At 42.0% G+C, this 23,308-nt stretch carries 17 protein-coding genes; 11 read left to right on the top strand and 6 right to left on the bottom strand.

Features of this window, described 5'->3' with window-relative positions; all coding sequences use genetic code 11:
• Window positions 1-117 precede the first annotated feature (117 nt).
• A complete protein-coding gene (locus ACM0OS_RS19975; RefSeq protein WP_414544947.1) occupies window positions 118-894 on the top strand; it encodes a cysteine hydrolase family protein in 777 nt (258 codons plus the stop codon).
• 63 nt (window positions 895-957) lie between these two features.
• Window positions 958-1,413, top strand: a complete 456-nt coding sequence (locus ACM0OS_RS19970; protein ID WP_414544946.1) for a cupin domain-containing protein — start codon at window positions 958-960, stop codon at window positions 1,411-1,413.
• A 422-nt stretch (window positions 1,414-1,835) separates the two neighbouring features.
• On the opposite strand, the gene ACM0OS_RS19965 is transcribed toward ACM0OS_RS19970, so the two are convergent.
• The gene (locus tag ACM0OS_RS19965) at window positions 1,836-2,621 is read right to left on the bottom strand and encodes an RNA polymerase sigma factor SigF (RefSeq protein WP_414544945.1); all 786 of its coding nucleotides are present in this window, start codon (window positions 2,619-2,621) and stop codon (window positions 1,836-1,838) included.
• A gap of 596 nt (window positions 2,622-3,217) precedes the next feature.
• Between ACM0OS_RS19965 and ACM0OS_RS19960 the strand changes: the two genes are divergently transcribed.
• Both ACM0OS_RS19960 and ACM0OS_RS19955 read left to right on the top strand, forming a co-directional pair.
• The gene (locus ACM0OS_RS19960) at window positions 3,218-3,946 is read left to right on the top strand and encodes a Bax inhibitor-1 family protein (protein WP_414544944.1); all 729 of its coding nucleotides are present in this window, start codon (window positions 3,218-3,220) and stop codon (window positions 3,944-3,946) included.
• A gap of 324 nt (window positions 3,947-4,270) precedes the next feature.
• A complete protein-coding gene (locus ACM0OS_RS19955) occupies window positions 4,271-5,896 on the top strand; it encodes an adenylate/guanylate cyclase domain-containing protein (RefSeq protein ID WP_414544943.1) in 1,626 nt (541 codons plus the stop codon).
• A 417-nt stretch (window positions 5,897-6,313) separates the two neighbouring features.
• Here ACM0OS_RS19955 and ACM0OS_RS19950 read toward each other — a convergent pair whose 3' ends face one another.
• The gene (locus tag ACM0OS_RS19950; RefSeq protein WP_414544942.1) at window positions 6,314-7,273 is read right to left on the bottom strand and encodes an aldo/keto reductase; all 960 of its coding nucleotides are present in this window, start codon (window positions 7,271-7,273) and stop codon (window positions 6,314-6,316) included.
• 316 nt (window positions 7,274-7,589) lie between these two features.
• Between ACM0OS_RS19950 and ACM0OS_RS19945 the strand changes: the two genes are divergently transcribed.
• The 3 genes from ACM0OS_RS19945 (at window position 7,590) to ACM0OS_RS19935 (ending at window position 12,567) form a co-directional block, all read left to right on the top strand.
• The gene (locus tag ACM0OS_RS19945) at window positions 7,590-8,075 is read left to right on the top strand and encodes an NADAR family protein (RefSeq protein ID WP_414544941.1); all 486 of its coding nucleotides are present in this window, start codon (window positions 7,590-7,592) and stop codon (window positions 8,073-8,075) included.
• Between the two features lie 337 nt (window positions 8,076-8,412).
• Complete coding sequence (locus tag ACM0OS_RS19940) at window positions 8,413-11,172, top strand: GAF domain-containing protein (protein ID WP_414544940.1); 2,760 nt, start codon at window positions 8,413-8,415, stop codon at window positions 11,170-11,172.
• A gap of 624 nt (window positions 11,173-11,796) precedes the next feature.
• Entirely contained in the window at window positions 11,797-12,567 is a 771-nt protein-coding gene (locus ACM0OS_RS19935; protein WP_414544939.1) for a hypothetical protein, read from the top strand.
• Window positions 12,568-12,581: 14 nt separating this feature from the next.
• Here the strand turns inward: ACM0OS_RS19935 and ACM0OS_RS19930 are convergent, their stop codons facing one another.
• Complete coding sequence (locus tag ACM0OS_RS19930) at window positions 12,582-13,436, bottom strand: phosphate/phosphite/phosphonate ABC transporter substrate-binding protein (protein WP_414544938.1); 855 nt, start codon at window positions 13,434-13,436, stop codon at window positions 12,582-12,584.
• A gap of 511 nt (window positions 13,437-13,947) precedes the next feature.
• Entirely contained in the window at window positions 13,948-14,076 is a 129-nt protein-coding gene (locus ACM0OS_RS19925) for a hypothetical protein (RefSeq protein ID WP_414544937.1), read from the bottom strand.
• On the opposite strand from ACM0OS_RS19925, the gene ACM0OS_RS19920 reads away from it, so the two are divergent.
• A complete protein-coding gene (locus ACM0OS_RS19920; RefSeq protein ID WP_414544936.1) occupies window positions 14,075-15,388 on the top strand; it encodes a TldD/PmbA family protein in 1,314 nt (437 codons plus the stop codon). The two genes, ACM0OS_RS19925 and ACM0OS_RS19920, sit on opposite strands and share 2 nt — an antisense overlap.
• Before the next feature lie 270 nt (window positions 15,389-15,658).
• Window positions 15,659-16,873 (top strand): glutathione S-transferase family protein, encoded by a 1,215-nt coding sequence (locus ACM0OS_RS19915; RefSeq protein WP_414544935.1) that lies wholly within the window; start codon window positions 15,659-15,661, stop codon window positions 16,871-16,873.
• 175 nt (window positions 16,874-17,048) lie between these two features.
• Here the strand turns inward: ACM0OS_RS19915 and typA are convergent, their stop codons facing one another.
• The gene (gene typA, locus ACM0OS_RS19910) at window positions 17,049-18,839 is read right to left on the bottom strand and encodes a translational GTPase TypA (RefSeq protein ID WP_414544934.1); all 1,791 of its coding nucleotides are present in this window, start codon (window positions 18,837-18,839) and stop codon (window positions 17,049-17,051) included.
• A gap of 676 nt (window positions 18,840-19,515) precedes the next feature.
• Between typA and ACM0OS_RS19905 the strand changes: the two genes are divergently transcribed.
• Window positions 19,516-20,451 (top strand): UDP-glucuronic acid decarboxylase family protein, encoded by a 936-nt coding sequence (locus tag ACM0OS_RS19905; protein WP_414544933.1) that lies wholly within the window; start codon window positions 19,516-19,518, stop codon window positions 20,449-20,451.
• A 162-nt stretch (window positions 20,452-20,613) separates the two neighbouring features.
• Complete coding sequence (locus ACM0OS_RS19900; RefSeq protein ID WP_414544932.1) at window positions 20,614-22,005, top strand: UDP-glucose dehydrogenase family protein; 1,392 nt, start codon at window positions 20,614-20,616, stop codon at window positions 22,003-22,005.
• 118 nt (window positions 22,006-22,123) lie between these two features.
• On the opposite strand, the gene ACM0OS_RS19895 is transcribed toward ACM0OS_RS19900, so the two are convergent.
• Window positions 22,124-22,918: a DUF2993 domain-containing protein gene (locus ACM0OS_RS19895; protein ID WP_414544931.1), complete on the bottom strand. Its 795-nt coding sequence runs from the start codon at window positions 22,916-22,918 to the stop codon at window positions 22,124-22,126.
• Between the last annotated feature and the right edge of the window lie 390 nt (window positions 22,919-23,308).

The following is a 23,308-nucleotide window of genomic DNA, read 5'->3' as shown; positions in this document are numbered from 1 at the left end:
GTAACACGTTGAAACTTTACCGCTAGCTGATCTGCGATTTTAACCTTGATGAAGCGATCGCACTTTCATTAGCAATTCAGGTTACAAATTTAGGTACTGTCTTGTGTGTTGTCATTTATGAATCCGTCATTTCGGACTTTGGGAGTCGCACCAAACGCTTGGGCTGTGAATCAAGATATTGCAGACATTACTCGTCCGTCAAAGTCCCCCCTACCCGTTATCGTATCCACAGAAACTAAAACTCTGCACCTGGATTTAGCTAAAACTGCCATCCTAGTGATTGATATGCAAAACGACTTTTGTCACCCTGATGGTTGGCTTGCACATATCGGTGTAGATGTCAATCCAGCACGTCAACCCATCCCACCTTTAAATAACTTACTTCCAGAACTACGGGCGATCGGTGTACCTGTAATTTGGGTAAACTGGGGAAATCGTCCAGACTTATTAAATATTAGTGCGGCTTCGCGTCACGTCTACAACCCTACAGGCGACGGTGTGGGGCTGGGTGATCCTTTACCTAACAATGGTGCTAAAGTACTGATGGCGGGTAGTTGGGCGGCGGCGGTGGTAGACGAACTCCCACAGTTACCAGAAGATATTTGTGTGGATAAATACCGCATGAGTGGTTTTTGGGATACGCCTTTGGATAGTATTTTGCGAAACTTAGGAATAACGACACTGTTCTTTGGGGGTGTCAATGCTGATCAATGTGTAATGACAACGCTGTGTGATGCCAACTTCTTAGGATATGACTGCATTTTAGTCAAAGACTGCACCGCTACCACTTCCCCTGAATATTGTTGGCTGGCAACGTTGTACAACATCAAGCAATGTTTCGGTTTTGTTACAGATTCACAAGCAATTTTAAAAGCACTAAAACCTAAGTCTTAAATTACGAATTACGAATTACGAATTACGAATTACGAATTACGAATTACAAATTAGGGGATAAATATGCACGCTACTAGATGTGTAATTCCTATTATCAAGTCACCCAAAGACTATCAAACATATCGTATCAGTCCACACGACTCCAATCGGCTGGCGATTATTTTCGATTCTATTAATGCCAATACGTCTTTAACTTGTTGTGTAGAAATTTTTGATGTTGGGGGTCAAACACCGCCAAACCGTCATCAGTGGGCGGTGGAAATGTTTTTTGTCCTGAAAGGGGAAGGAATAGCTATTTGTGACGGCAAGAATGTACCAATTAAAGCTGGAGATAGTTTATTAGTGCCTCCTACTGGTACTCATTTGCTGAAAAATACAGGAAATACTCGCTTGTATACTTTGACTGTGATGGTTCCCAATGAAGATTTTTCGGAATTAATTCGTAGTGGTATTCCTGTGGAGTTGGATACAGAAGATATGGCAGTATTGGGGAGATTAGATGCGTTGATGCCTTGTTAATCAAATCGTAACCGAACCTTGGCTTATCTATAAAAAACTTCTATCCAATTTCTGGCCCCATCAGTATCAACTATCAATTGGGGTGAGAAAATTTCATGATCTCTAAACGGCGTTTATTAGACTTCTTGCAAAAGTCGTGATTTTCAAATACTTCGTTGCGTCTTTGCGCGGCAGTCGCTACAAATCGGGGAACCCGACGACAGTCGCCACCCTGCGGGAAGCAGCAAAGCGTCTACAAGTCTGGGAACCCGCCCACGGCGCTGTCTCCCCAACGCGCTGCCCTGACTTTGCGTGAAGCTCTTAAAAATATTTGTAGCCACACCAAAGTATTTATGCAAGAGGTCTATTGACTTTAGTACTAAACCAAGGTGCTTCGGTAAAAAAGTGGTGTAAACGATGGTAAATGACCCCATATCCCCGCCTCAAGACCCTGTAGGCATTACTTGTGGTTGCAAATAGCCAATGAGATCCTGAATACCTTTTTGCAAATACCGCGTAACTGTCATGGGACTAGTGCCAATATTCTTAGCAGCATCCTTGCGAGAAAGTTCCTTTAAAAATACCATCTCAACTGCCATGCGGGGCTTTTCTTCTAACATACTGATTGCCCCTTGTAGTTGTTGTCGTTCTTCGTCTTGTTGTTGAAGGGCGGTAGAACGAGGACAAGGAAGTGCTTCGCCTAAAGTTATTTGGCAATCAACGTAATGGACGGCGGTAGCATCCAAGCTTAAAGGCATCCGATTTTGTGCTGCTAATTTAGTTTCCTGCCATTCTTGCACAGAAACGCGAAGTACATCGGCAATTTCTGAATCTTTGGGAGAGCGACCTAAAGAAATAGATAATTCTTTACGAATTCTTTGACCCTCGTTGTAGAGTTCTTGCCAACGACGAGGAATTTTTAATAGAGTACTGCGATCGCGTAAAAAGTGCAGCATCTCACCTCGAATATATGGCACAGCGAAGGAACTAAACGCATATCCTTGGCTGGGGTCGAAGCGCTCAATAGCTCTAATTAAACCAAAATAACCGATTTGTTCTAAATCTTCATAAGGTTCATTACATTGATGACTAAATTTATGTGCCATCTTACGAACTAAACCAGTATGTAACTGTACCAGTTGATTACGAAGTTTAATAGAGGGATTTTGGTGGTATAAGTGCAATAACTCCATACCATCAATTCGCATAGAGGATTCGCTTGTTGCCATATAAAAATTCCTTTGGTTGAACTCCTTTTATGGAAAAAATGGAGTTACGTATATTGCCTTCAAATCTGTCATTATTTTCCTTAGTCAACGCGGAATAAACCATCGTCGTTTTACTGAATTTACGAAGAAACCTACTTTGCTAATCAGTATATACACGCATGATTTGGGACTTTCATCTGTTGTTAGTTATTTTGTTTTTCCAGTTAGAAATTAATTACAACGAAATGTTGATTTTTTACTTTCAACGCTAGCTATTTATGCTGAAAAATGCATTAATTACTCAATAGCTATTTTGTATGATGAGCCAAACCTAGTACAGTCCGGCGTGAAAAAGCAGGGGAGCAGGGAGCAGGGAGCAGGGGGAGCAAGCCCTGCCCCGTTCGCGCAGCGAGAGCGGAACATGGGTATAAAGCCCGCCGAACTGCTCAGGGCATCGCCTTCTAGGGCGCTCTTACTGGGGCGGAGTAAGAAGCTCCGTCTCAGCTTTCTCCCTTGCTCCCTTGCCCCCTGCCCCCCTACCTCTTTTGATTCTGGCTGTTAACTACAAAAATTGGTAAGAATGGGAGTAAACCGGACATTCATCTGCAAATTAACTTATGAGCAATACAAGTAACTTTCGTGATGCTATTCGTGAGGCTAAAACTCAAGCCCTCATCGGCCCAAATGTAATTGCTAATGCCTTGCCTTATGTCGGTGGCGGACTTGTGCTAACCGCTTTAGGAACCTATGGTGGTTTGAGCGTTATCCGTAGCAACCCTGAAATTTTCTTTCCCACCTTCATTGGGGCAATGATTGTGGAGTTAATTTTATTTTTTGTGGCTCGCAATGTAGCTGAAAAAGGTAACAAGGGTGTGGCGCTACCGTTGTTAGCCACCTACAGCCTTTTATCTGGATATACTCTCAGTGGTTTAGTATTTATGGCCTTGAGAACCCAAGGCGTTGGTATCCAAGGTATTGGTTTGGCAGCCTTAGGTTGTGGTATCACCTTTATTGCGGCTCGTCAAATCGGTTCTAATCTCTCTGAGCAAGATGGCATGGCTTTGACAAAAACTGTCAGCCTGGGTGTCATGGCTTTAGTAGCTGTGGTACTTATCCAATTTGTCCTGGCCTTGTTTGGTGTTTACACACCCAGTTGGTTAGAAATCGGGATCTCAGGTTTAGGAGTATTTCTGTTTGTGGGTGTATCTGTAGTTGATTTCTACATCTTGCCCCGCACTTACGAAGATGATCAATACCTACCTGCGGCTTTATCGATGTACCTGACCTACATCAACCTGTTTATCTTTATCTTGCGGTTACTGATTGCCCTCAATGGCCGTGACTAAGTGTTACTGAAGATGAGGCAGTAAGTAAACTTTCAGTACTGACCAAAGACGTAGGGGAGCAGGAGAGATTTTCCTGTTCCCTTTTGAAAATTAAAAAATATTCCATAATTTCTTGTGGTGTAGGCATCTGGAGCGCTAATCACCCATAATAGGATGACCGTCTGACCAACTGGGAACATTGATTTTTTGGTGTTACTTTAACTACAAATAGTTGTCGTAATGCTATTAACAGTGCCATAAAGAAAAGGTAAAGTATACACTCTGCATATATTTTATCTTCAAGATGCTTGCGTCCCCAGTTTTCAGGATAGACACGTCACACTCATGACTGAAATTACATTACGTCTAAAACAGGGAGATACGGAAACAACGGTAGTAGTGAATCAAGATGAATTCACAATTGGTCGTTTACCGGAATGTGACTTGTACTTACCTTTTGGGGGAGTATCTCGTAGACATGCGCGTCTGGTGAAGACGGGTCAAGGTATGTGGACTATTGAGGATGTGGGCAGTAAAAATGGAACACAAGTAAACCAAACTCTCATCAGTCATGCTCAAGAGTTACATCATGGCGATATCATTTGGCTAGGAAATGTGAATTTGGTAGTACTATTTGCTAATCCTGGTACAGAGTTGATGCATCAGCAGACTGTAGCGGCTGGCACTTCTGAGCCAAGAACTATTTTTCGCAATGTCAAGCAATTGCAACAGCAATGGATCGAAGCTGATAGCAAGGATGGGGAACCCAGTAATAAAGATAAAACCATTGCCCGTCTCAAAGACTTGGTAGATATAGCTAAAAATCTTTGTGCAGCAGCATCTATCGAAGAGATTTTCTCTCAGGTACAACAAGTTGTGTTTCGTTACCTCGATAGTATTGACCGCTTGGCATTATTAATTGATGTTGGCGGATGTGGTCAATTAGAGTTAGTCAATGCTGGTACTAGAGACATTTCCCAACAAAAATATCTAGCAGGTGATAGCAACTGGATTAGTCATAGTATTTGCCAAAAGGTATTTGCGGAGAAAATCGCTATTCAAAGCGCTGATACCCATAAGGATGAACGGTTTTCTGGAGAACACAGTATTTTAGTCAAAGGCATTCGTAGTGCTATGGCTGTACCTTTGTGGGATGAAAATAAAGTTGTCGGTGTTCTTTACGCTGATGCTCATCTTTCTTCTTATCATTGGGCAGATGATGGCGAGGAAGAACTTAGCTTTTTTTCGGCTTTGGCCAACTTGGTAGCCTCTAGTGTGCAGCGTTGGTTATTGGCAGATAAGTTAAAAACTGAAGAAGTCATTCGTCATCGATTAGAGCGTTATCATTCTCCAGGCGTTGTCCAGCAATTAATAGCTATAGGTGGTTTACCAGATGGTCGTTTGGCTCCCGCAGAAAGCGAAATTAGTATTTTGTTCGCAGATTTAGTGGGCTTTACGGCCATATCAGAAAAATTAACACCAACTGCGATCGCTCAATTATTGAATAATTTATTTGAAGAGATGTTGCAAGAAGTGTTTGCTTATGGCGGCACTTTGGATAAGTATATTGGCGATTGTATTATGGCATTTTTTGGCGCGCCAGAACCCCAAGCAGATCATGCCGATCGCGCCACTGCTGCTGCTAAGGGAATGCTTGCTCGTCTTGAACGTCTCAACGCCAATAATTTTTGGCACGAACCTTTACAATTACGTATTGCCATTAACAGTGGTAAGGCTGTAGTGGGAGATGTTGGTAGTTCCCAAAGGGTGGATTATACGGCATTGGGGGCAACAATTAATCTTGCAGCCCGCATGGAAGCCGTTTGTCCCCCTAGCGAATGTGTAATCAGTGAAGTTACTTATAATCTGCTTTCCCAATCCTCGGATTTTCAAGAAATGGGGCATCATCGTTTCAAAGGTATTGACCGATTAGTGAAGGTTTATCAAACAAAATACGTGCATGATTCGTAAATCATTTGCCCATTAAAAAACCTGGTACGGGTTGACCAGGTTTTTTACGATTTACAGATTTCAAATTTGTTAACTTGTTAATTAATTGAAAGAGTCACTAACTAAGGTGGACATAACAACTAGCATTCTCAGCAATCTTAGTTTTTCCGCTGTGGGATTTGGCTTTGCCTGTTAAGTTAGGTTCTTGCCACTTACCATTTATTTGCCGAGATATACTTGGGCTAATGACAGGGGACACAAAATCATTTACCCATTAAGTTTTGGTTTTGCTTGTTTTGGTGTCCTACTATTTAAGTTATCACTCAGTTGAGGAAAAACAAACCTGACTTTACTAAAGTTGATGTTTTGTTTAATTTTGCAATAAACCAGAATTTGTTGATCCCCAAAGTTTTTTTATAGTTAAGGGGCAATAATGAATTACCAATTCCACATCACAGAGTTGTTATCAAGATGATCGGTGACAATACGTCCGATGGCATCAATTTCTGCAATTTCTGCGGCAGAAAGTTGAATATTTACAGCTAAAGCATTATCTTTTGCTTGTTCGGGATAACGCGCCCCGGCGATGGCACTTGTTTGGGGTTGAGCAATTAACCAAGCTAATGCCAACTGAGCCAGGCTACAATCATGGCTAGCAGCTAGGGGACGTAGTTTTTCTAAGGCTTGCTGGGCGCGTTGAAAGTTTTCGCCTTGAAACAGCTTGTTTTTAGCACGATTGTCTTGGGGGTCAAATTTTTGGTCTGGGGCAAATTTCCCGGTTAATAATCCCTGGGCTAGAGGTGAATAAGCCAAGATGGAAATATTATTTTCGATGCAGTAGGACATGGCATCTTGTTCGACCTGCCGCCAAAATAGGGAATAGGGGGGTTGTAAGCTATCAATCCGCCCATACTGCGATGCTTCTATTAATTGGTCGCCAGAAAAGTTAGAAACACCAATGGCCCGAATTTTACCTTGCTCTTGCAGCTGGTTGAGAGCGCTCATCGTCTCTTCGATGGGGACAATTTCACTATTAAAAGACCCAGAAGGCCAATGAATTTGGTACAGGTCGATGTAGTCAGTTTTGAGGTTTTGCAAAGAGCGATCGCACGCTTCAATTACCAAATTATACTTGAGATGATTAGCGAACACTTTTGTGGCATACTGGACGCGATCGCGGACATCAGATAAAGCTGCGGCAATAATCTGCTCAGAGTGTCCTTCTCCATACACCTCGGCTGTATCTATGGTGGTAATACCTGCTTCAAATGCTGCCCGAATGGTTTTAATCGAGTCATCATCTTCAATTCCCACCCACATTTTTTTCCCGGCTTGCCAAGTTCCCATAAGAATGGGCGTAATTTGCACGTTTGAGTTGCCAAATTGGCGCATTTCCATGCTTTTATCCTGCTTAATCGTCACTGCTTGATCTTACTGAAATTTTCTTTTTGTAGACATCAGAGGAGATGGAGATTAAGGGACTTCCAGAAATTAAATTATGCCAATTTTGATCACGAAGACGATAAGCAGATTCTTTCTCCCCCAGCCTCCCCAGATCCCCCTGCTCCCCCAGGCTCAAAAGTAATGGAACATTTATTTATTTGTCAGTCCCTTAAATCTTTCTTCCTGATACCCTCATCTCCCCAAAGGAGTTGGTAAAGGCTGTAGACACTCGGCTAGAGTGAAATTGATATATATAAAGAGAAATTTTCAAATGACCATATACTTTTACAAGGTTTGGCAGCCTTATGGCTGTTTTTCTAATTTTTCTCGCCACGGCATCCATATCCACGGTACTTATTGGCCAACTGTAGAACATTATTATCAAGCACAAAAGTTTGTGGGTAGTGTTGATGCAGTGATTATTCCGGTTATTCATGCTGCTGCTACTCCCGAAGATGCTGCTGCTTTAGGACGCTGTAGCACTCGCCAACTCCGTTCAGACTGGGAGACAGTCAAAACTCAAGTGATGCGAGAAGCCGTACGCAAAAAGTTTTCCACTCATGATGAAATTCGTGAAATTCTCCTCAGTACAGGCGATGAAATTTTAGTAGAAAATTCGCCAAAAGATTATTTTTGGGGCTGTGGAATGGACAAGACAGGTCAAAACCATCTCGGCAAAATCCTGATGAGTGTGCGTACAGAAATTCGTCAATTACGTCTTATTACCGTATCTTCTGGTGAGCTTCAGTGCGATTAAGTACATTGAATTAAATATTGATGATCACAGGGGAACATTTTTGTGTTTTCCCCTGTAAAAAAAGATAATTTTAACTAATGAGAATCACTGACTTTTGTCGATGAATTTATTAAAAATTTGTCAGGTTTTTTACTCAAACCCAGAAAATATATAAATTTTTCTGCTTTACATAGTTTTACTCTATGCATCTCAATATTGAAGATATAGAATTGAGTGTAAATTAATAAACTTTTCTTAACCTTTAACCCTTGATTAAGGAAACATCTTAGTGGTAAACACTAGTAAATAAAATAATCTTTAAAATTTTATACTTTAATTGTTAAGTATAGTCGGCAATATGGCTTTTACTGATAACTCCAGTGGTTCGCAATTACCGTTTAACCAGGAAGGTTTATTGCATCGGATCACTAAACGGATTAGGCGATCGCTCGAACTTCAAGAGATACTGGGGGATACTGTTGCCGAAGTCCGGTTATTTTTGGCTACCGACCGGGTAATGGTGTATCAATTTGATGCTGATGGTAGTGGTGAAGTCATTGCTGAATCTATTCATGAGCAGCGTTTGCCATCGTTATTGCGGCTACACTTTCCGGCGGATGATATTCCCCTTGCCGCACGCGAGATGTTTTTAACAGCGCGACAACGTTCCATAGTTGATGTAGCTAGTGGCAGGATAGGGCTATCACCACTCAAGTCAAAAGAAACTGGTGAAAATTTACCAACAGAGAATATCCATTATCGTCCGGTAGACCCATGTCATATTCAATACTTAAAGGCAATGGGGGTACAATCTTCGCTGGTGGTGCCAATTTTACATCAAGAGCTGGGAGGGCAATCAACAAAACCCAAATTATGGGGATTGTTGGTTTCGCATCATAGCCAACCACGCACGATTTTGAAGCGGGAGCTTAAAGTAGTCCAACAAGTTGCTGATCAAGTAGCAATAGCGATCGCTCAAAGTAATTTACTCACCGAGGCCCGTGCGAAGCAACAGCGAGAAGCCACTATTAATCAAGTGAGTATGTTGTTGCACCAACTACCCACAATCCAATTACCAGAAGCCCTACAAGCAATTATTACTGCATTCAATGGTGTTGGAGGGAGAATTTTTATTGAACATAGTGGAGAAATACATACATTAGGCGCACAACCGCAACTGCCCGATGAATTAGATAATACTGTTATTGAACAGCATCCTGTTTGGCAAAACTGGATAGGTGAGTTTAAACCAGGCAAGATTTGGGCAATTACTGATCTCTACCAAGAACCACGTCTGCAAACTGTAACTGCGGCGTTTCAAGCAACTGAGATTCGGGGAATTTTGCTGATTCCTCTACATATGCGTCAAAGTTTTATCGGCATGATTAGTATTTTTCGCGCCGGATTTGACAGCGAAATTTTATGGGCAGGACAGCATGACCAAAATCAGCAACAAAGACTACCCAGATTGTCTTTTGCCGCTTGGCGAGAGCAAAAAAAAGGGCAACCTCTAGAGTGGAAACCCGAAGAAATTTCCTTGGGGCAAGCTTTGTGTTATCACTTTTCAATGGCAATTCAGCAACAGCAAATGTACCAACAGGTGCAAGCGTTGAATGCCAACTTAGAATGCCGGGTACAACAAAAAACGGCTGAACTCGAACAATCATTACTACTAACCAAGGCCATTAAGCAAGTCTCAGAGCAAATTCGCAGTACATTAGACTTGAAAACCACCTTGCAAGCCATCGTCAAGGAAGTTCGTCCTTTACTAAATTCAGACAGAGTGCTGATTTATCAGTTGGTAAGTGAATCTGCTGGTGAAATCATTGTCGAAGAAATTAGTGGCAACTGGCCATCGGTTTTAGGCATCAAAGCACCACTAAATTGCTTTCCTGATGAATCTGCACGTCTCTTCTTACGAGGCAGAATTAGGGCAATTGATAATGTATCAACAGAATCTTTAAGTGCTTGTCATCGGGAGTTTTTACAGAGTTTGTCAGTACAAGCTAACTTAATTGTACCAATTAACATCAGCAAGGAACTCTGGGGGTTACTGATAGCCCATCAATGCAATGCACCCAGAAAATGGCAAGATGCAGAAATTGATTTACTACAACAGCTAGCAGATCAGGCCGCGATCGCAATTCAACAAGCTCAACTCTATCAACAAAGTTGTACCGCAGAAACCGAAGCCAGAAATAAAGCTGCACAATTAGAACAAACTTTAATTGAACTGCAAGAAACCCAGTCCCAATTAATTCAAACTGAAAAAATGTCCAGCTTAGGACAGTTAGTGGCGGGTGTAGCCCACGAAATCAACAACCCGATTAACTTTATCTATGGCAATCTTTCCCACGCCAGTAACTACACGCAACACCTGCTGGAACTTTTAGATTTGTACAAGTTACATTATCCCCAACCAAATCTGGATATTGGCTCATTCATTAAGAACATTGATTTAGAATTTCTCCGAGAAGACTTACCAAAAACTATATCTTCCATGCAAATGGGAGCTGAACGTATCCGCTCCATAGTATTATCGCTCCGCAACTTTTCCCGTTTGGATGAGGCTGATAATAAGGCTGTTGACCTGCATGAAGGCATAGAAAACACCTTATTGATTTTACAACATCGCCTCAAATCAAGTACTAATTTGAGTAGCATTGAAATTATTAAAGATTATGGTAATTTGCCCCTTGTAGAATGTTACGCTGGTCAAATGAACCAGGTATTTATGAATATTCTCAGCAATGCTATTGATGCTTTAGAAGAGCAAGGGATAAAGGCCAAAGCAGAAAATAATCTTTCTTCACCGAAAATCTGGATTTCTACTCAAGTTTCTCTAGATAAATGTCGGCTACTAGTTCGCATTGCTGATAATGGCCCGGGAATGACTGAGGAAGTGAAAAAACGCATTTTCGATCCATTCTTCACCACCAAATCGGTGGGTAAGGGTACAGGACTGGGACTAGCCATCAGTTACCAAATTGTTGTCGAGAAACATGGCGGAGTCATGGAGTGTATTTCGGAAATAGGCAAAGGTACAGAATTCTGGATTGAAATTCCTATTCAACGCATAGGTAAAATTAATCCTTTTCAAAACTTAAACAATTTCTGAGCTATGACTCAATTTATATTGAGTATTATGTTGAAATATTATTAGCATTCGCATCAAAAATATTGCAGCCCCAGTTACCTCTTTGTTGGTGTTATAACTCGAAATTAATAAAAAAGAAAGGACTTTAGTACCACTGCACAGAAGACAAAAGTCAAAAAGCTTTTATAGAGGAATTTTTAAGTTTAGTTAACACATTTAGATAGAGCATCAACTGTAAATAAACGTTACTTTAGGTAGGATTAAAAGTAAAGTTTGGTTGCAAAGAGATGACCGTTAATCTAGGTAATGCTAATCTAATAATTGAAGCTATAAAGCTTCCCTGGCAGATGCAACAGCTAAATTTGCAATAAACAAAGAGGTAAAGACGCTGTTTAATTTATGTCTGTCTCGTCAAAACCAAACAACACCCAACGCGAACGCTGATATTTCCTCAAAGATTGAAAATCAGGGGGCGCTGTAACTGGTTTTCATTGCTTATTTGGTAATGAGATTAATTACATCCCTGGCTAGTATAAACAAAAGTGAGGAAAATCTAAAAGCTAGTAGATGCTTGGGTGTTGTTGTTTTGATGGGTACATCAGGGTGTAAGCTAATAACGAAATGAGACATTTGAAATAGCCTCTTATGTCAATTATTGCGCTTAGAGCATGGTACATTGAAGATTACGAGCCGATTGCAGAACTGGAAAAGCGCTTACCAGACATTCGCCTCAGTAAAAAAAGTCTGCTGAGATCAGCATTACGAGCGGATTTTTTAGAAGACAGTGACGAAGTTAAGCAATCAACCTGGTTTGGGCGCTACCTAGAAGGAGAAAATATTGAATTTTATATAGAAGGTAGTGGCGGTTATTGCGTAGCTAACATTGACTTGATTAGTCATGAAATTTATTTCACCAAACAAGCATTACTAGCGCAGTTAGAACCAACGATTTTTTTATGCTCCCAAGCTGAGTATGCCGCAGCCAGTGATACTCTGCGAGAGGAACTGCAAAAAAGTTTGGCACAATTGAACTTGCGATCGCGGATGCCGTTAGCATTAGTAGAATCTCATCGTTCTAGTGATACTCCCATCAGGCTAAGTCGCGCCATTATGCGAAAAATCCGTAAGAGTCTGTTGTTTATCGCTGATACTACACCCATTGCTAGCATTGCAGGTAAAGAAACTAGTCAATTGATACCTAGTCCTAATGTCTGTGTAGAAATTGGTTATGCCATTCAAAGTAAACGCTCAGAACAAATTTTACTAGCTCACATGCAGCGCCCAGACATGGAGGGGAAATTTCCCTTCGATTTGCCCACACAGCAAATTTTACAATTTCAAGACAGTACAGAACTAAATAAAATCTTAACTGAGGCGATCGCCACGCAATTAGCACGATTTAAATTGTTTTTTTAAACAAAAATGTTGACTCAAAATAAATCGACAGGCTGAGTATGGAGGTCAGAAGTAATAAATTTTACCCGTTCAACTACAGAAATCATATATTGATAATCGGGTACTTGGCCATTGGGTACATACCCTACTTCTTGAGCCAAAGTAGCAGGAAACTCTCTGATGACTTGGCTAATGTATTGTTGGCGATTTTTTTCGATATTAGGCCCAATCAAAATCACACCAGATGGTACATTGTGCGGATCTGTATGGAGTATACGAAATTCTGTCTGGTTGAACTGTGAACTGTAGAGTTGAAATTCCTCTAAAGAGACAGCACCCGCTGCGGCTTTTCCTTCAGCAACCCATTCCAAAGCAGTGTCGGGTGTAGGTGCAAATAATATTTGCTTTAAAGTTAAACCATAAAGATTGTACAAGGGTAAATAATACCCTGTCGCTGAACCTGGTTGACCTAATGCAACTATTTGTCCTTGTAGCTGTTGTAATTCACGAATAGGATTGTCTTTGCGAACAATCAAAACTGAGCGTAAATTAGTTACACCTAACAAAGGAGCCACCGGAGTATATTGGTAGCGGGAGATGGCAATAGCAGCTAAACCAGGCGGAGCAAATACCAATGACCAAGCCTTTGCTGCCAAACGTTCAATGGCTTTGTTTTCATTAAATGTAGGCTCTAGTACAATCCGTGATTTGGTTTTTTCGCCCAAATAACTATTGAACTTAGAGTACTGTTCAATTATTTCTTGCCCTCCACCATAATTAATCACGCCCACAGTTAAGGTACCCTGAGGACTTGACCTTGATTGACATCCAGCCAAGATGATAACTAGTATTTGTACAAGCAATAAACGACGTGAAAATTTGCCAAACATCTTTCCAAATATCATTGAGTTGTTAGAGATAACTTTATTAATATAGAAGACTCTTATTTTATTTTTGAAATACATGTAGGATGAGCTTTGTCAATTAAAACCTAAGTTTTGTAAGCAAAGTTTATTCTAAATTACTAAAATTTGTTTGCAGATCATTTATTATTCCTATAGGCTACACTATTTTGATATTTGTGCATCCTGTATACAGTAATTATTGCAGAATTAGTAAATGATTTGAGAGTTGATTTCTGTTAATAAAGCTCAGAACAATAGGAAATTATCTCATCTATTCTCTAATTTTGTGGTTCATACTAAGTTGCGTTCTTTAAGAGTTCTACTTCCTCGCCCCCAACCTCAGTTACTATCTGGGGGTGCAACTTAGTCACAGTTACAGTGTACACACAAGCCTCGTGGCAATACCCAATACTGATACAGAGTGATACATGCTGATGATTTGGGGAAAATTCTCTGTGGCGATGATTCGCGGATAGATACCAATGATTTGGGATAATTATTTGCGTCCGTCTATGTTGCTAAATGGCTCATGCCAATACAAGCTGATGGATACCAAAGATTTGGGATAATTATCTGCGTTCATTTGCAGTTCAAAATCCAAAATCCACAATTTACTAAGGGTCATGGATTCTGAAAACTTGTCACAAGATACGCTAGCAGAACAGCTGCTAGAACTAGCCACAAAATCGGGAGCCGAAGCAGCGGAAGTATATCAGTCGCTATCGCTTTCTCGTCCCGTATTTTTTGAGGCTAATCGCCTCAAGCAGCTAGAAACCAGTCAATCTGAAGGCACAGCCCTGCGACTGTGGCGCAATGGGCGTCCAGGACTCGCTGTAGCTTACGGTTCTGTCCAGGCACAAGCAATGGTGGAAAGAGCGCTGGCGTTGAGTCAACTGAACGAGCCAGAACCAGTGGAATTGCTCAGTAACAGCCAGCCATTTTATCCAGATATAGGCAAGACTGTACCCTTAGAGTTATTGGTCAAATGGGGCAAAGAAGCGATCGCTCTGATTCGTGATGTTTATCCCGATGTGCTGTGTAATGGTGATTGGGAATGTGATGTGGAAACTACTAGACTTGTTAATAGTCAAGGTTTAGATTGTTACTACACTGATACGACCCTCAGTTGCTATATGTCAGCCGAATGGGTCAGAGGTGATGATTTTTTAAGTGTTGCCGATGGACAAACCCAACGAGACATTCTCCACCCGGAAAAATTAGCTCATCAAATTTTACAAAGGTTAAATTGGGCTAAAGAAAATGTCTCTTCCCCCAACGGTCGCCTTCCTGTTTTGTTTACCTCTAAAGCTGCTGATATGCTTTGGGGGACTGCACAAGCAGCCTTGAATGGCAAGCGCATTTTAGAGGTGTCTTCTCCTTGGGCAGAACGCCTCGGTAAATTAGTCACCTCACCCAGCCTCACACTCTATCAAGACCCACAAGCTGGCCCTTACAGTTGCCCTTTTGATGATGAAGGTACCCCCACCACTGACTTAGTTTTTATCCAAGATGGGATTTTACAGAATTTTTATTGCGATCGCACTACCGGTCGCCAATTGGGTATTAACACCACAGGCAATGGTTTTCGCCCTAGTTTTGGCAGTTATCCCACCCCTGGGTTATTTAATTTCTTGATCCAACCTGGTACGGCATCATTACAAGATTTAATTCAACAGATGGATGATGGCTTAATCGTGGATCAAATGCTCGGTGGTGGCAATGGCATTTCCGGTGATTTTTCTATCAATATTGATTTGGGTTACCGTGTAAAAAATGGGCAGGTAATTGGACGAGTTAAAGATACAATGGTCGCAGGTAATGTTTACACAGCCTTGAAACAATTAGTCGCATTAGGTGGCGATGCTGATTGGAATGGTTCTTGTTATACTCCATCACTAATCGTCGAAGGACTATCCACCACTGGGCGCAATTATTAACTGTTGATGAACCTTTGAGTCACTTGTAAAAAAGCAGGGGGGCAGGGAGCAGGGAGCAGGGGGAAAAGAAAAATATCACCTGAATAAATTGAGTAATTTATTCTCTGGAAGTCGCTTGTCTGGTTATCAACTCCTCGAAACCCTTCACCCGGTAATAAAACCGTCATTTATTGGGGACGGCAAGAAACCGATAACGTCTCTGTTATTGTGTAATTGAAAATATTGTAAAGTCAAGAAAAGTCCTAAGTATTGCCCTACTCAACTCACCCTATGACTACCGCACCCTTAAGCTGGCAAGAACTAGAAACTCTCACGGACTATCAAATAGATACCGTTAATGGTCTTACCAACGCTAGAGCCAGGTTGCGCTTGTTTGGTCAGTCCGAATCTGATGTACGGGTAACACTGTACCGCGATAACCACGCCTGGTGTCCTTACTGTCAAAAAGTTTGGTTATGGCTAGAGGAAAAACAGATCCCCTACCGCATCGAAAAAGTGACAATGTTCTGCTATGGGGAGAAAGAAAGTTGGTACAAACGGAAGGTACCATCAGGAATGCTCCCGGCTATCGAGCTAGATGGACGGATTATTAAGGAAAGCGATGATATTTTAATCGCTTTGGAAAAGGTTTTTGCTCCATTAAGCCAAGGGATGGAAGACCGCAGGGTGCTGCCTCTACGTCAATTAGAACGACTTTTATTTAGAGCCTGGTGTATTTGGCTGTGTTCTAAAGCGGGTTCCTCTCAACAAGAACAACGCAACCGAGAACAATTTATCTCAGTGGTGACTAAGGTTGAGGAGGCTTTGGGTCGCACCCCAAGCCCTTACTTTCTGGATAGCTTCGGCATCGTCGATGTTATTTTTACGCCATATCTCGAACGGATGAATGCGAGCCTTTACTACTACAAGGGCTATTCCCTGCGAGAAGAAAACCCTCGCTTAAGCGCATGGTTTGCGGCAATGGAAAGCCGACCTACCTACTGCGGTACCCAGAGCGACTTTCACACCCATGCACATGATTTACCGCCCCAGATGGGTGGCTGTTGGGAAAACGGCGAATCCCAGATGCTTCTCAATAAAGCGCGGGTGGATAACGGCCCCTGGTTTGGGCTACCAGATGTTACTTATCCAGAACCCGAAAACTCCCGCAAAGAAGCGCTGCAAAGAACTATCAAACACCGCATCAATATTATCCGCGTCAACCCCTTAGATGATAAATTGTTTGATCAAGCGCTACGTTGTGCTTTAACACACATGATGACTGGTGAAGACTGTATACCTCCAACGGGATCTGATGTTGCTCTACGATATTTGCGCGATCGCATTAATGTCCCCCGCGATATGTCCATCTACGCAGCCAAGCGATTGAGAGAATCCCTGGAGAAAACCGCAGCCCTAGTGGGTGATGGACAACCAGGCCCCATTCCCACTAAGCATCGACGAGATCAAGACCCGTCTAACTTCTGTACGTTGGCTCATTCTTGATATGCAAAATTTAATTTCTGGAAGTCCCTTACTACAAGCAAAAAATTTTTATTTTTTGTGACACTTGCGTAAGTCCTGAATAAAATTCTTGCAATTTTATACTTAAAAAATGCTGTAAACAACCTAAATAAAAGCCCGCAGTTGCGGGCTTTTAAAATCAATCAGACAAATTTACTTAGCGTTTTGCGAACTTCTTCGCCACTTTCCGTAAACGAATCGATTCGGGTGTGACTTCCACTAATTCATCAGGGCCAATGTACTCTAAAGCGCGTTCTAGACTCATGTCTATTGGTGTTTGCAGTTGTACTAGTTCATCACCACCAGCAGCGCGGTGATTGGTTAACTGCTTAGTCTTACAGACATTCAATTCCAAGTCTTGAGGGCGATTATGTTCTCCAATAATCATGCCTTTATAGACTTTAGTACCTGGAGTGATAAAGAATGCTCCTCTATCTTCCGCGTTTTTCATGGCATAGAAAGTAGAAACACCTTCTTCAAAAGCAATAAGAACGCCTTTGTTGCGGGCTTCAATGTCACCAGACAGGGGACGATAGTCATGGAAACTGTGGTTCATAATACCTTCACCACGAGTCATCCGCATGAATTCACCCCGGAAACCAATCAAGCCACGGGCGGGAATAATAAACTCTAGTAGAGTCCGTCCATTGCCAATAACTTGCATATCTTGCATTTCGCCTTTGCGTTGTCCCAGGCGTTCAATACAACTACCAACACCGTCTTCGGGTATATCTAGTGCTAGGAGTTCAAAAGGTTCGCAAGGTTGACCGTTGATTTCTCGGTAAATTACCTGTGGTTGAGATACTTGGAACTCAAAACCTTCTCGGCGCATGGTTTCGATTAAAATACCCAAGTGTAATTCACCACGACCGCAAACTTGGAATTTATCGGGAGAATCAGTTTCTTCGACTCGCAGGGCGACGTTGGTTTCTAATTCACGGAACAGGCGATCGCGTACTTGTCTGGATGTCACCAACTTACCTTCTTGACCAGCAAAGGGTGAATCATTTACCCAGAAGGTCATTTGTAAGGTTGGTTCATCCACTTTAATTAGTGGTAAAGCTTGGGGTTCGTTGGGGTCAGTAATGGTTTCCCCAATATAAGCATCAGCGAAACCAGACACGGCCACAATATATCCTGCGGTGGCTTCTTCCATTTCCACCCGCTTTAGTCCTTCAAATCCCATCAATTTGGTAATTTTGGACTTGACAATAGTACCGTTTTCTGTAACCAAAGCCGCTTGCTGTCCAGCGCGGATAGTACCGTTGTGGATTCTGCCAATGACAATCCGTCCTAGATATTCAGAATAATCTAAGGTAGTGACTTGCAATTGTAGGGGCTTGTTGATGTCACCCACAGGAGGTGGAACGTGTTGCAGAATCGCATTAAACAGGGGCTGCATATCTACCGCTTCTGCTTCCATGCTTTCCTTGGCGTAACCGCCCATACCGGAAGCAAACAGATAGGTAAAATCGCACTGGTCTTCATCTGCGCCTAATTCTAAGAACAGATCCAAAACCTTATCTACAGCAACGTGGGGGTTACCTTGGGCGCGGTCAATTTTGTTAATAACTACGATGGGGCGCAATCCTTTTTCCAACGCTTTTTTCAATACAAAGCGTGTCTGGGGCATGGGGCCTTCGTTAGCATCGACAATCAACAGACAGCCATCAACCATGCCGAGTACTCGTTCCACTTCACCGCCAAAGTCAGCGTGTCCGGGAGTATCAACAATATTAATCAGCGTTTCTTTGTAGCGAACTGCTGTATTTTTCGACAAAATGGTAATACCCCGCTCCCGTTCTAGGGTGTTGGAGTCCATGACACAATCCGGAACGTCTTCACCTTCTCGGAAAATACCAGATTGTTTGAGGAGTGCGTCAACCAGCGTAGTTTTGCCGTGGTCAACGTGGGCGATAATGGCGACGTTGCGAATTGGGAGCGTCATAGGAGCTTTTAGTGAACTCTAGAGGGGGTTTTCAGATTTACATGTAAATGCTAAGTTGTTCTAACAGAATCGGGAATGATCAGCAAATTCTGTAAAGAAGCTTTAACAATTCTAGCGCAATCGTCACAATTCCGGGGACTTTTGTAAACACTCCCCAGGAATAAACGCGCTTTGGGGGAAATTTTATGATAATAGAGTTGTAATTCATACCAGTGATTGAAACTGGTAAACAAGGCTTTGGGCAACAAGGCAGCAATTATGGAATCGGCTATTAATTAAAAAAACTTCCAACAATTCAGTTATCTAATTGCTGGCACTTCTTCTGTTCTTGTCTCCCTTGCACTCAGTGAAGGGATGTTTTTATTTTTCCTCTAACACTTATTTACTGAGTCATCGCACTCTTGTGAGAAAACTTTATTTGATTAAAGATTTGATGAATTCTCGGTCAAACAAGACAATCATAAAGCGATGTTTGGTATTTTGCTAAATGAATTGTTCAACAATCAAGTTAAAATCTATCAAAATTACATAAATAAAATCGTACATGAAATGAATGCAAACATCTCATCTAAGTAAACTTTGTGCAATCTGCATTTTTGTATCTAGTGTGGGTACTCTAAATAATAAGCTGAATAGCATAGCAACTATCAATCATCCATAAAGTAACTGGGAAACTATGAGAATTTTGGTGACGGGCGGTGCTGGGTTTATTGGCTCCCATCTCATTGATAGACTTATACCTGAAGGACATGAAGTTATTTGTTTAGATAACTTTTATACAGGCGACAAACGTAATATCCTCAAGTGGATGGGAAATCCCTACTTTGAACTTATTCGCCACGACATCACAGAGCCAATTCGGTTGGAAGTAGATCAAATTTATCATTTGGCTTGTCCCGCTTCCCCAGTGCATTACCAGTACAACCCCGTAAAAACCGTTAAAACTAACGTCATGGGGACACTCAATATGTTGGGGTTAGCCAAGCGTGTGAAGGCGAGGTTTTTCTTAGCTTCTACCAGTGAAGTCTACGGTGATCCTGAAGTTCATCCCCAAACCGAAGAATATAGAGGTAGCGTCAACCCTATCGGTATACGTTCATGCTACGACGAAGGCAAACGAATTGCGGAAACTTTGGCGTTTGATTATTACAGACAAAATAAAGTTGAGATTCGCGTGGCACGGATCTTTAACACCTATGGCCCCAGAATGTTAGAAAATGATGGCCGGGTGGTAAGTAATTTTATTGTTCAAGCCTTACGGGGTAATCCTTTGACTGTATATGGTGATGGTTCCCAAACTCGGAGTTTCTGCTACGTGTCTGACTTGGTAGAAGGGTTTATCCGCCTGATGAATGGGGATTACGTTGGCCCGGTAAATCTGGGAAATCCTGGTGAATACACAATTTTGCAATTAGCACAAGCTGTACAAAACCAAGTGAACCCAGACGCACAAATTAAGTATGAGTCATTACCATCTGATGATCCGCGTCGTCGCCAGCCTGATATTACAAAAGCCAAGACCTTGTTAAATTGGGAACCTACCATTCCACTACAAGAAGGGCTAAAACTAACAATAGAAGATTTCCGCAGTCGCATCACAGGCGATCGCTAGGATTTTGGTTCAGGGCAGTATACAATGCTGTCCTAAACCTGGGTGCAGGCTCACCATATCAGTAGCCCGTACTGTAGTTACTGGTCTTACCAGTGGTATTTAAGTATCATAATTGACAAGTTCTCTTTGAAGACTAACCCAAAAAGCGAGGAGTTAAACTAAATGCGTGTTTGCGTAATTGGTACTGGTTACGTTGGTTTGGTTACAGGCGCTTGCTTGGCTCATATTGGGCATGACGTAATTTGTGTAGATAATAACGAGGAAAAAGTTAAATTAATGAAATCTGGGCAGTCCCCCATTTTCGAGCCGGGACTCTCAGAAATTATGCAATCTGCCATTCAAACGGGTAAAATCCAATTCACTACAGATTTAGCAGCGGGAGTCCACCACGGGGAAATTTTATTTATTGCGGTGGGAACACCACCTTTACCCACAGGAGAAAGTGATACCCGTTATGTGGAAGCTGTAGCTCGTGGTATTGGGGCTAATCTCAATGGCGGTTATAAAGTCATCGTCAATAAATCTACAGTACCCATTGGTTCTGGTGACTGGGTGCGAATGATTGTGTTGGATGGTATTGCTGAACGGCAAAAAACACTCGTACCCGCAGGTGGAGTGCCGAGTGATGAGAATATGCCTGAGTTTGTAGCCCAGTTTGATGTTGTCAGCAATCCAGAATTTTTGCGCGAAGGTTCAGCAGTGCTTGACACATTTAACCCTGATCGGATCGTTTTGGGCGGAAACAGTCAAAGAGCGATCGCCTTAATGCAAGAACTGTACACCCCAATTGTCGAACGCCAGTATGCGGAAGATAAATCTTTACCGCCTGTACCAGTTCTGGCAACAGACCTCAGTTCAGCAGAAATGATCAAATACGCTGCCAACGCCTTTTTGGCAACCAAAATTAGTTTCATTAACGAAGTTGCTAACATTTGCGATCGCGTCGGTGCTGATGTTACCCAAGTAGCCAAAGGCATTGGGTTAGACTCCCGTATTGGTAACAAATTCCTCAACTCTGGTATTGGTTGGGGTGGTTCTTGTTTCCCTAAAGATGTCGCCGCACTAATTCACACTGCTGACGACTATGGTTATGAAGCTCAATTGATGAAAGCAGCTGTCAGCGTCAATGAACGCCAACGCCTGATTGCTTTAGAAAAACTCCAACAAGCCTTGAAAATCCTCAAAGGCAAAACTGTCGGATTACTTGGTTTGACCTTCAAGCCGGATACCGATGATATGCGTGATGCACCTGCACTCAACCTAATTGAGCAGCTAAATCGATTGGGAGCTAAAGTCAAAGCCTATGACCCCATCGTTTCCCAAACAGGCTTACGTCATGGTCTGACTGGCGTACTAGTAGAAACTGATGCTGAACGCTTGGCTGATGGTTGCGATGCTTTGGTCTTAGTTACTGAATGGCAGCAGTTTAGCAATTTAGACTTTGCGAAGATGGCCAAATTGATGAATAATCCTGTCATCATTGATGGTCGTAACTTCCTCGACCCGGAAAGTATGGTTAGAGCTGGTTTCCAATATATAGGTGTAGGACGATAGAAAATTCACATTCTGTTTTTTGCTAATAAATAATCATGCCGTCTAGAAATTTTAGGCGGTTTTTTAATGTTTGTAGTGAGGGCTAAAGCCCTCAATAAACTACAAAAATCACGTTATTTTAAGAATTATGGGGAATACGTTCAATTTCGGCATATCCACTGAAAATCAAGTTTTTTCCTTCCGTTTCTAAACGATTCAGCCGCATTTTTACCCCATCCAAGTCAAAGCGATCTAAATCGACCATATTATCTAAAATTTCCGCCAGTGCCATACTCAAATTTTGGGATATTTCCCGTTGTGCTTCTGGGACTGATTCCAGTTCAACTTTAGGGTCTTTGAAAGAAATCCGCCGTCGCCGTTCCACAGCTACAGTCATGAGCATATTTAGCGGTATGAGTTCACCGTTGTTTAAATCTGCTTTGGCTAACATCCGCAGGCGATTTCCTGACAAGAGTTCTACCTGAATATCGGTAAAGGAAACTGGTTGACCGCCAGATAATGCCGTTAAAGAAGGTACAGCAAGATTAACTAAATGTTGCGTTACCAGTTTCGCCTGGAAGGCTTGATTAATACCAGCTTCTGATAAAATTACCTGCGCGATCGCTTGGGTGGGTTGCTTGAGGTTCAGCTTGCCACTCAGTACTGCACCGAAGTCGATGGCAACAGCATCAGTTTCAAAGGACATCTCCTCTACCCAAAAATCTTTGCGAATTACCAAGCCACGTCCGCTCATTTTGAAGCTATCAATGCTGCCTTGCAACAGTTTGCTGGAGGGATAGCAGCGCACAAAGACTTCTACTGACTCGCTTTGTGTAAACAAGTGGCGAATCGTTTGGCTAGCGACTGTGTTGAGCATTCGCTCTCCCCAATCTGTGCCTTTAGGATCTTTTAAACCAGTAAGTCCGCCGAACATGTAGTTTTGGGTCTCTAGAAGTTCTTTATACTTTTGTAACAAATTGTCAAGAATACAGCAAGCGATCCCACCATTCTTTCTGCTGATAGTGAGGCGAGAGTTGGTTGATGATTGATTGTTAAATGTGTTAAATGTTACATATTTTGTTATTAGAGGCTCAAATTTGTCTTGTTGACAAATCGATTCAAAGGCAAAATATTAATTAGGGCTTGGGTTTTAGCTACAAGTGAAGATTTCAAAGAGGATGAGTAGGATTGAATTTCAACAGTAAATCTGGCTATAGATATCGTTTATAGTTTTAGGAATTTCTGTAATTAGTCTTGTTATTAGCTGTTAAGCTTAGTGGTGCAGAAAACTTTTTGGAGTCTCAAGTTGAAAAAACAGTAACAC

This window comes from Nostoc sp. CCY0012, from assembly GCF_963920855.1.
Lineage (GTDB): Bacteria > Cyanobacteriota > Cyanobacteriia > Cyanobacteriales > Nostocaceae > Cyanocohniella.
This window is presented reverse-complemented; position numbering and strand designations above follow the sequence as displayed.

Excerpts from the sequence above, each read along its gene's own strand:
- ACM0OS_RS19900 (WP_414544932.1), top strand. The coding sequence starts at position 20,614 with ATGCGTGTTTGCGTAATTGGTACTGGTTACGTTGGTTTGGTTACAGGC.
- ACM0OS_RS19960 (WP_414544944.1), top strand. The coding sequence starts at position 3,218 with ATGAGCAATACAAGTAACTTTCGTGATGCTATTCGTGAGGCTAAAACT.
- ACM0OS_RS19965 (WP_414544945.1), bottom strand. The coding sequence starts at position 2,621 with ATGGCAACAAGCGAATCCTCTATGCGAATTGATGGTATGGAGTTATTG.
- ACM0OS_RS19975 (WP_414544947.1), top strand. The coding sequence starts at position 118 with ATGAATCCGTCATTTCGGACTTTGGGAGTCGCACCAAACGCTTGGGCT.
- ACM0OS_RS19955 (WP_414544943.1), top strand. The coding sequence starts at position 4,271 with ATGACTGAAATTACATTACGTCTAAAACAGGGAGATACGGAAACAACG.
- ACM0OS_RS19905 (WP_414544933.1), top strand. The coding sequence starts at position 19,516 with ATGAGAATTTTGGTGACGGGCGGTGCTGGGTTTATTGGCTCCCATCTC.
- ACM0OS_RS19950 (WP_414544942.1), bottom strand. The coding sequence starts at position 7,273 with ATGGAAATGCGCCAATTTGGCAACTCAAACGTGCAAATTACGCCCATT.
- typA (WP_414544934.1), bottom strand. The coding sequence starts at position 18,839 with ATGACGCTCCCAATTCGCAACGTCGCCATTATCGCCCACGTTGACCAC.
- ACM0OS_RS19920 (WP_414544936.1), top strand. The coding sequence starts at position 14,075 with ATGGATTCTGAAAACTTGTCACAAGATACGCTAGCAGAACAGCTGCTA.
- ACM0OS_RS19925 (WP_414544937.1), bottom strand. The coding sequence starts at position 14,076 with ATGACCCTTAGTAAATTGTGGATTTTGGATTTTGAACTGCAAATGAAC.
- ACM0OS_RS19915 (WP_414544935.1), top strand. The coding sequence starts at position 15,659 with ATGACTACCGCACCCTTAAGCTGGCAAGAACTAGAAACTCTCACGGAC.
- ACM0OS_RS19940 (WP_414544940.1), top strand. The coding sequence starts at position 8,413 with ATGGCTTTTACTGATAACTCCAGTGGTTCGCAATTACCGTTTAACCAG.
- ACM0OS_RS19930 (WP_414544938.1), bottom strand. The coding sequence starts at position 13,436 with ATGTTTGGCAAATTTTCACGTCGTTTATTGCTTGTACAAATACTAGTT.
- ACM0OS_RS19935 (WP_414544939.1), top strand. The coding sequence starts at position 11,797 with ATGTCAATTATTGCGCTTAGAGCATGGTACATTGAAGATTACGAGCCG.
- ACM0OS_RS19945 (WP_414544941.1), top strand. The coding sequence starts at position 7,590 with ATGACCATATACTTTTACAAGGTTTGGCAGCCTTATGGCTGTTTTTCT.
- ACM0OS_RS19970 (WP_414544946.1), top strand. The coding sequence starts at position 958 with ATGCACGCTACTAGATGTGTAATTCCTATTATCAAGTCACCCAAAGAC.
- ACM0OS_RS19895 (WP_414544931.1), bottom strand. The coding sequence starts at position 22,918 with ATGTTCGGCGGACTTACTGGTTTAAAAGATCCTAAAGGCACAGATTGG.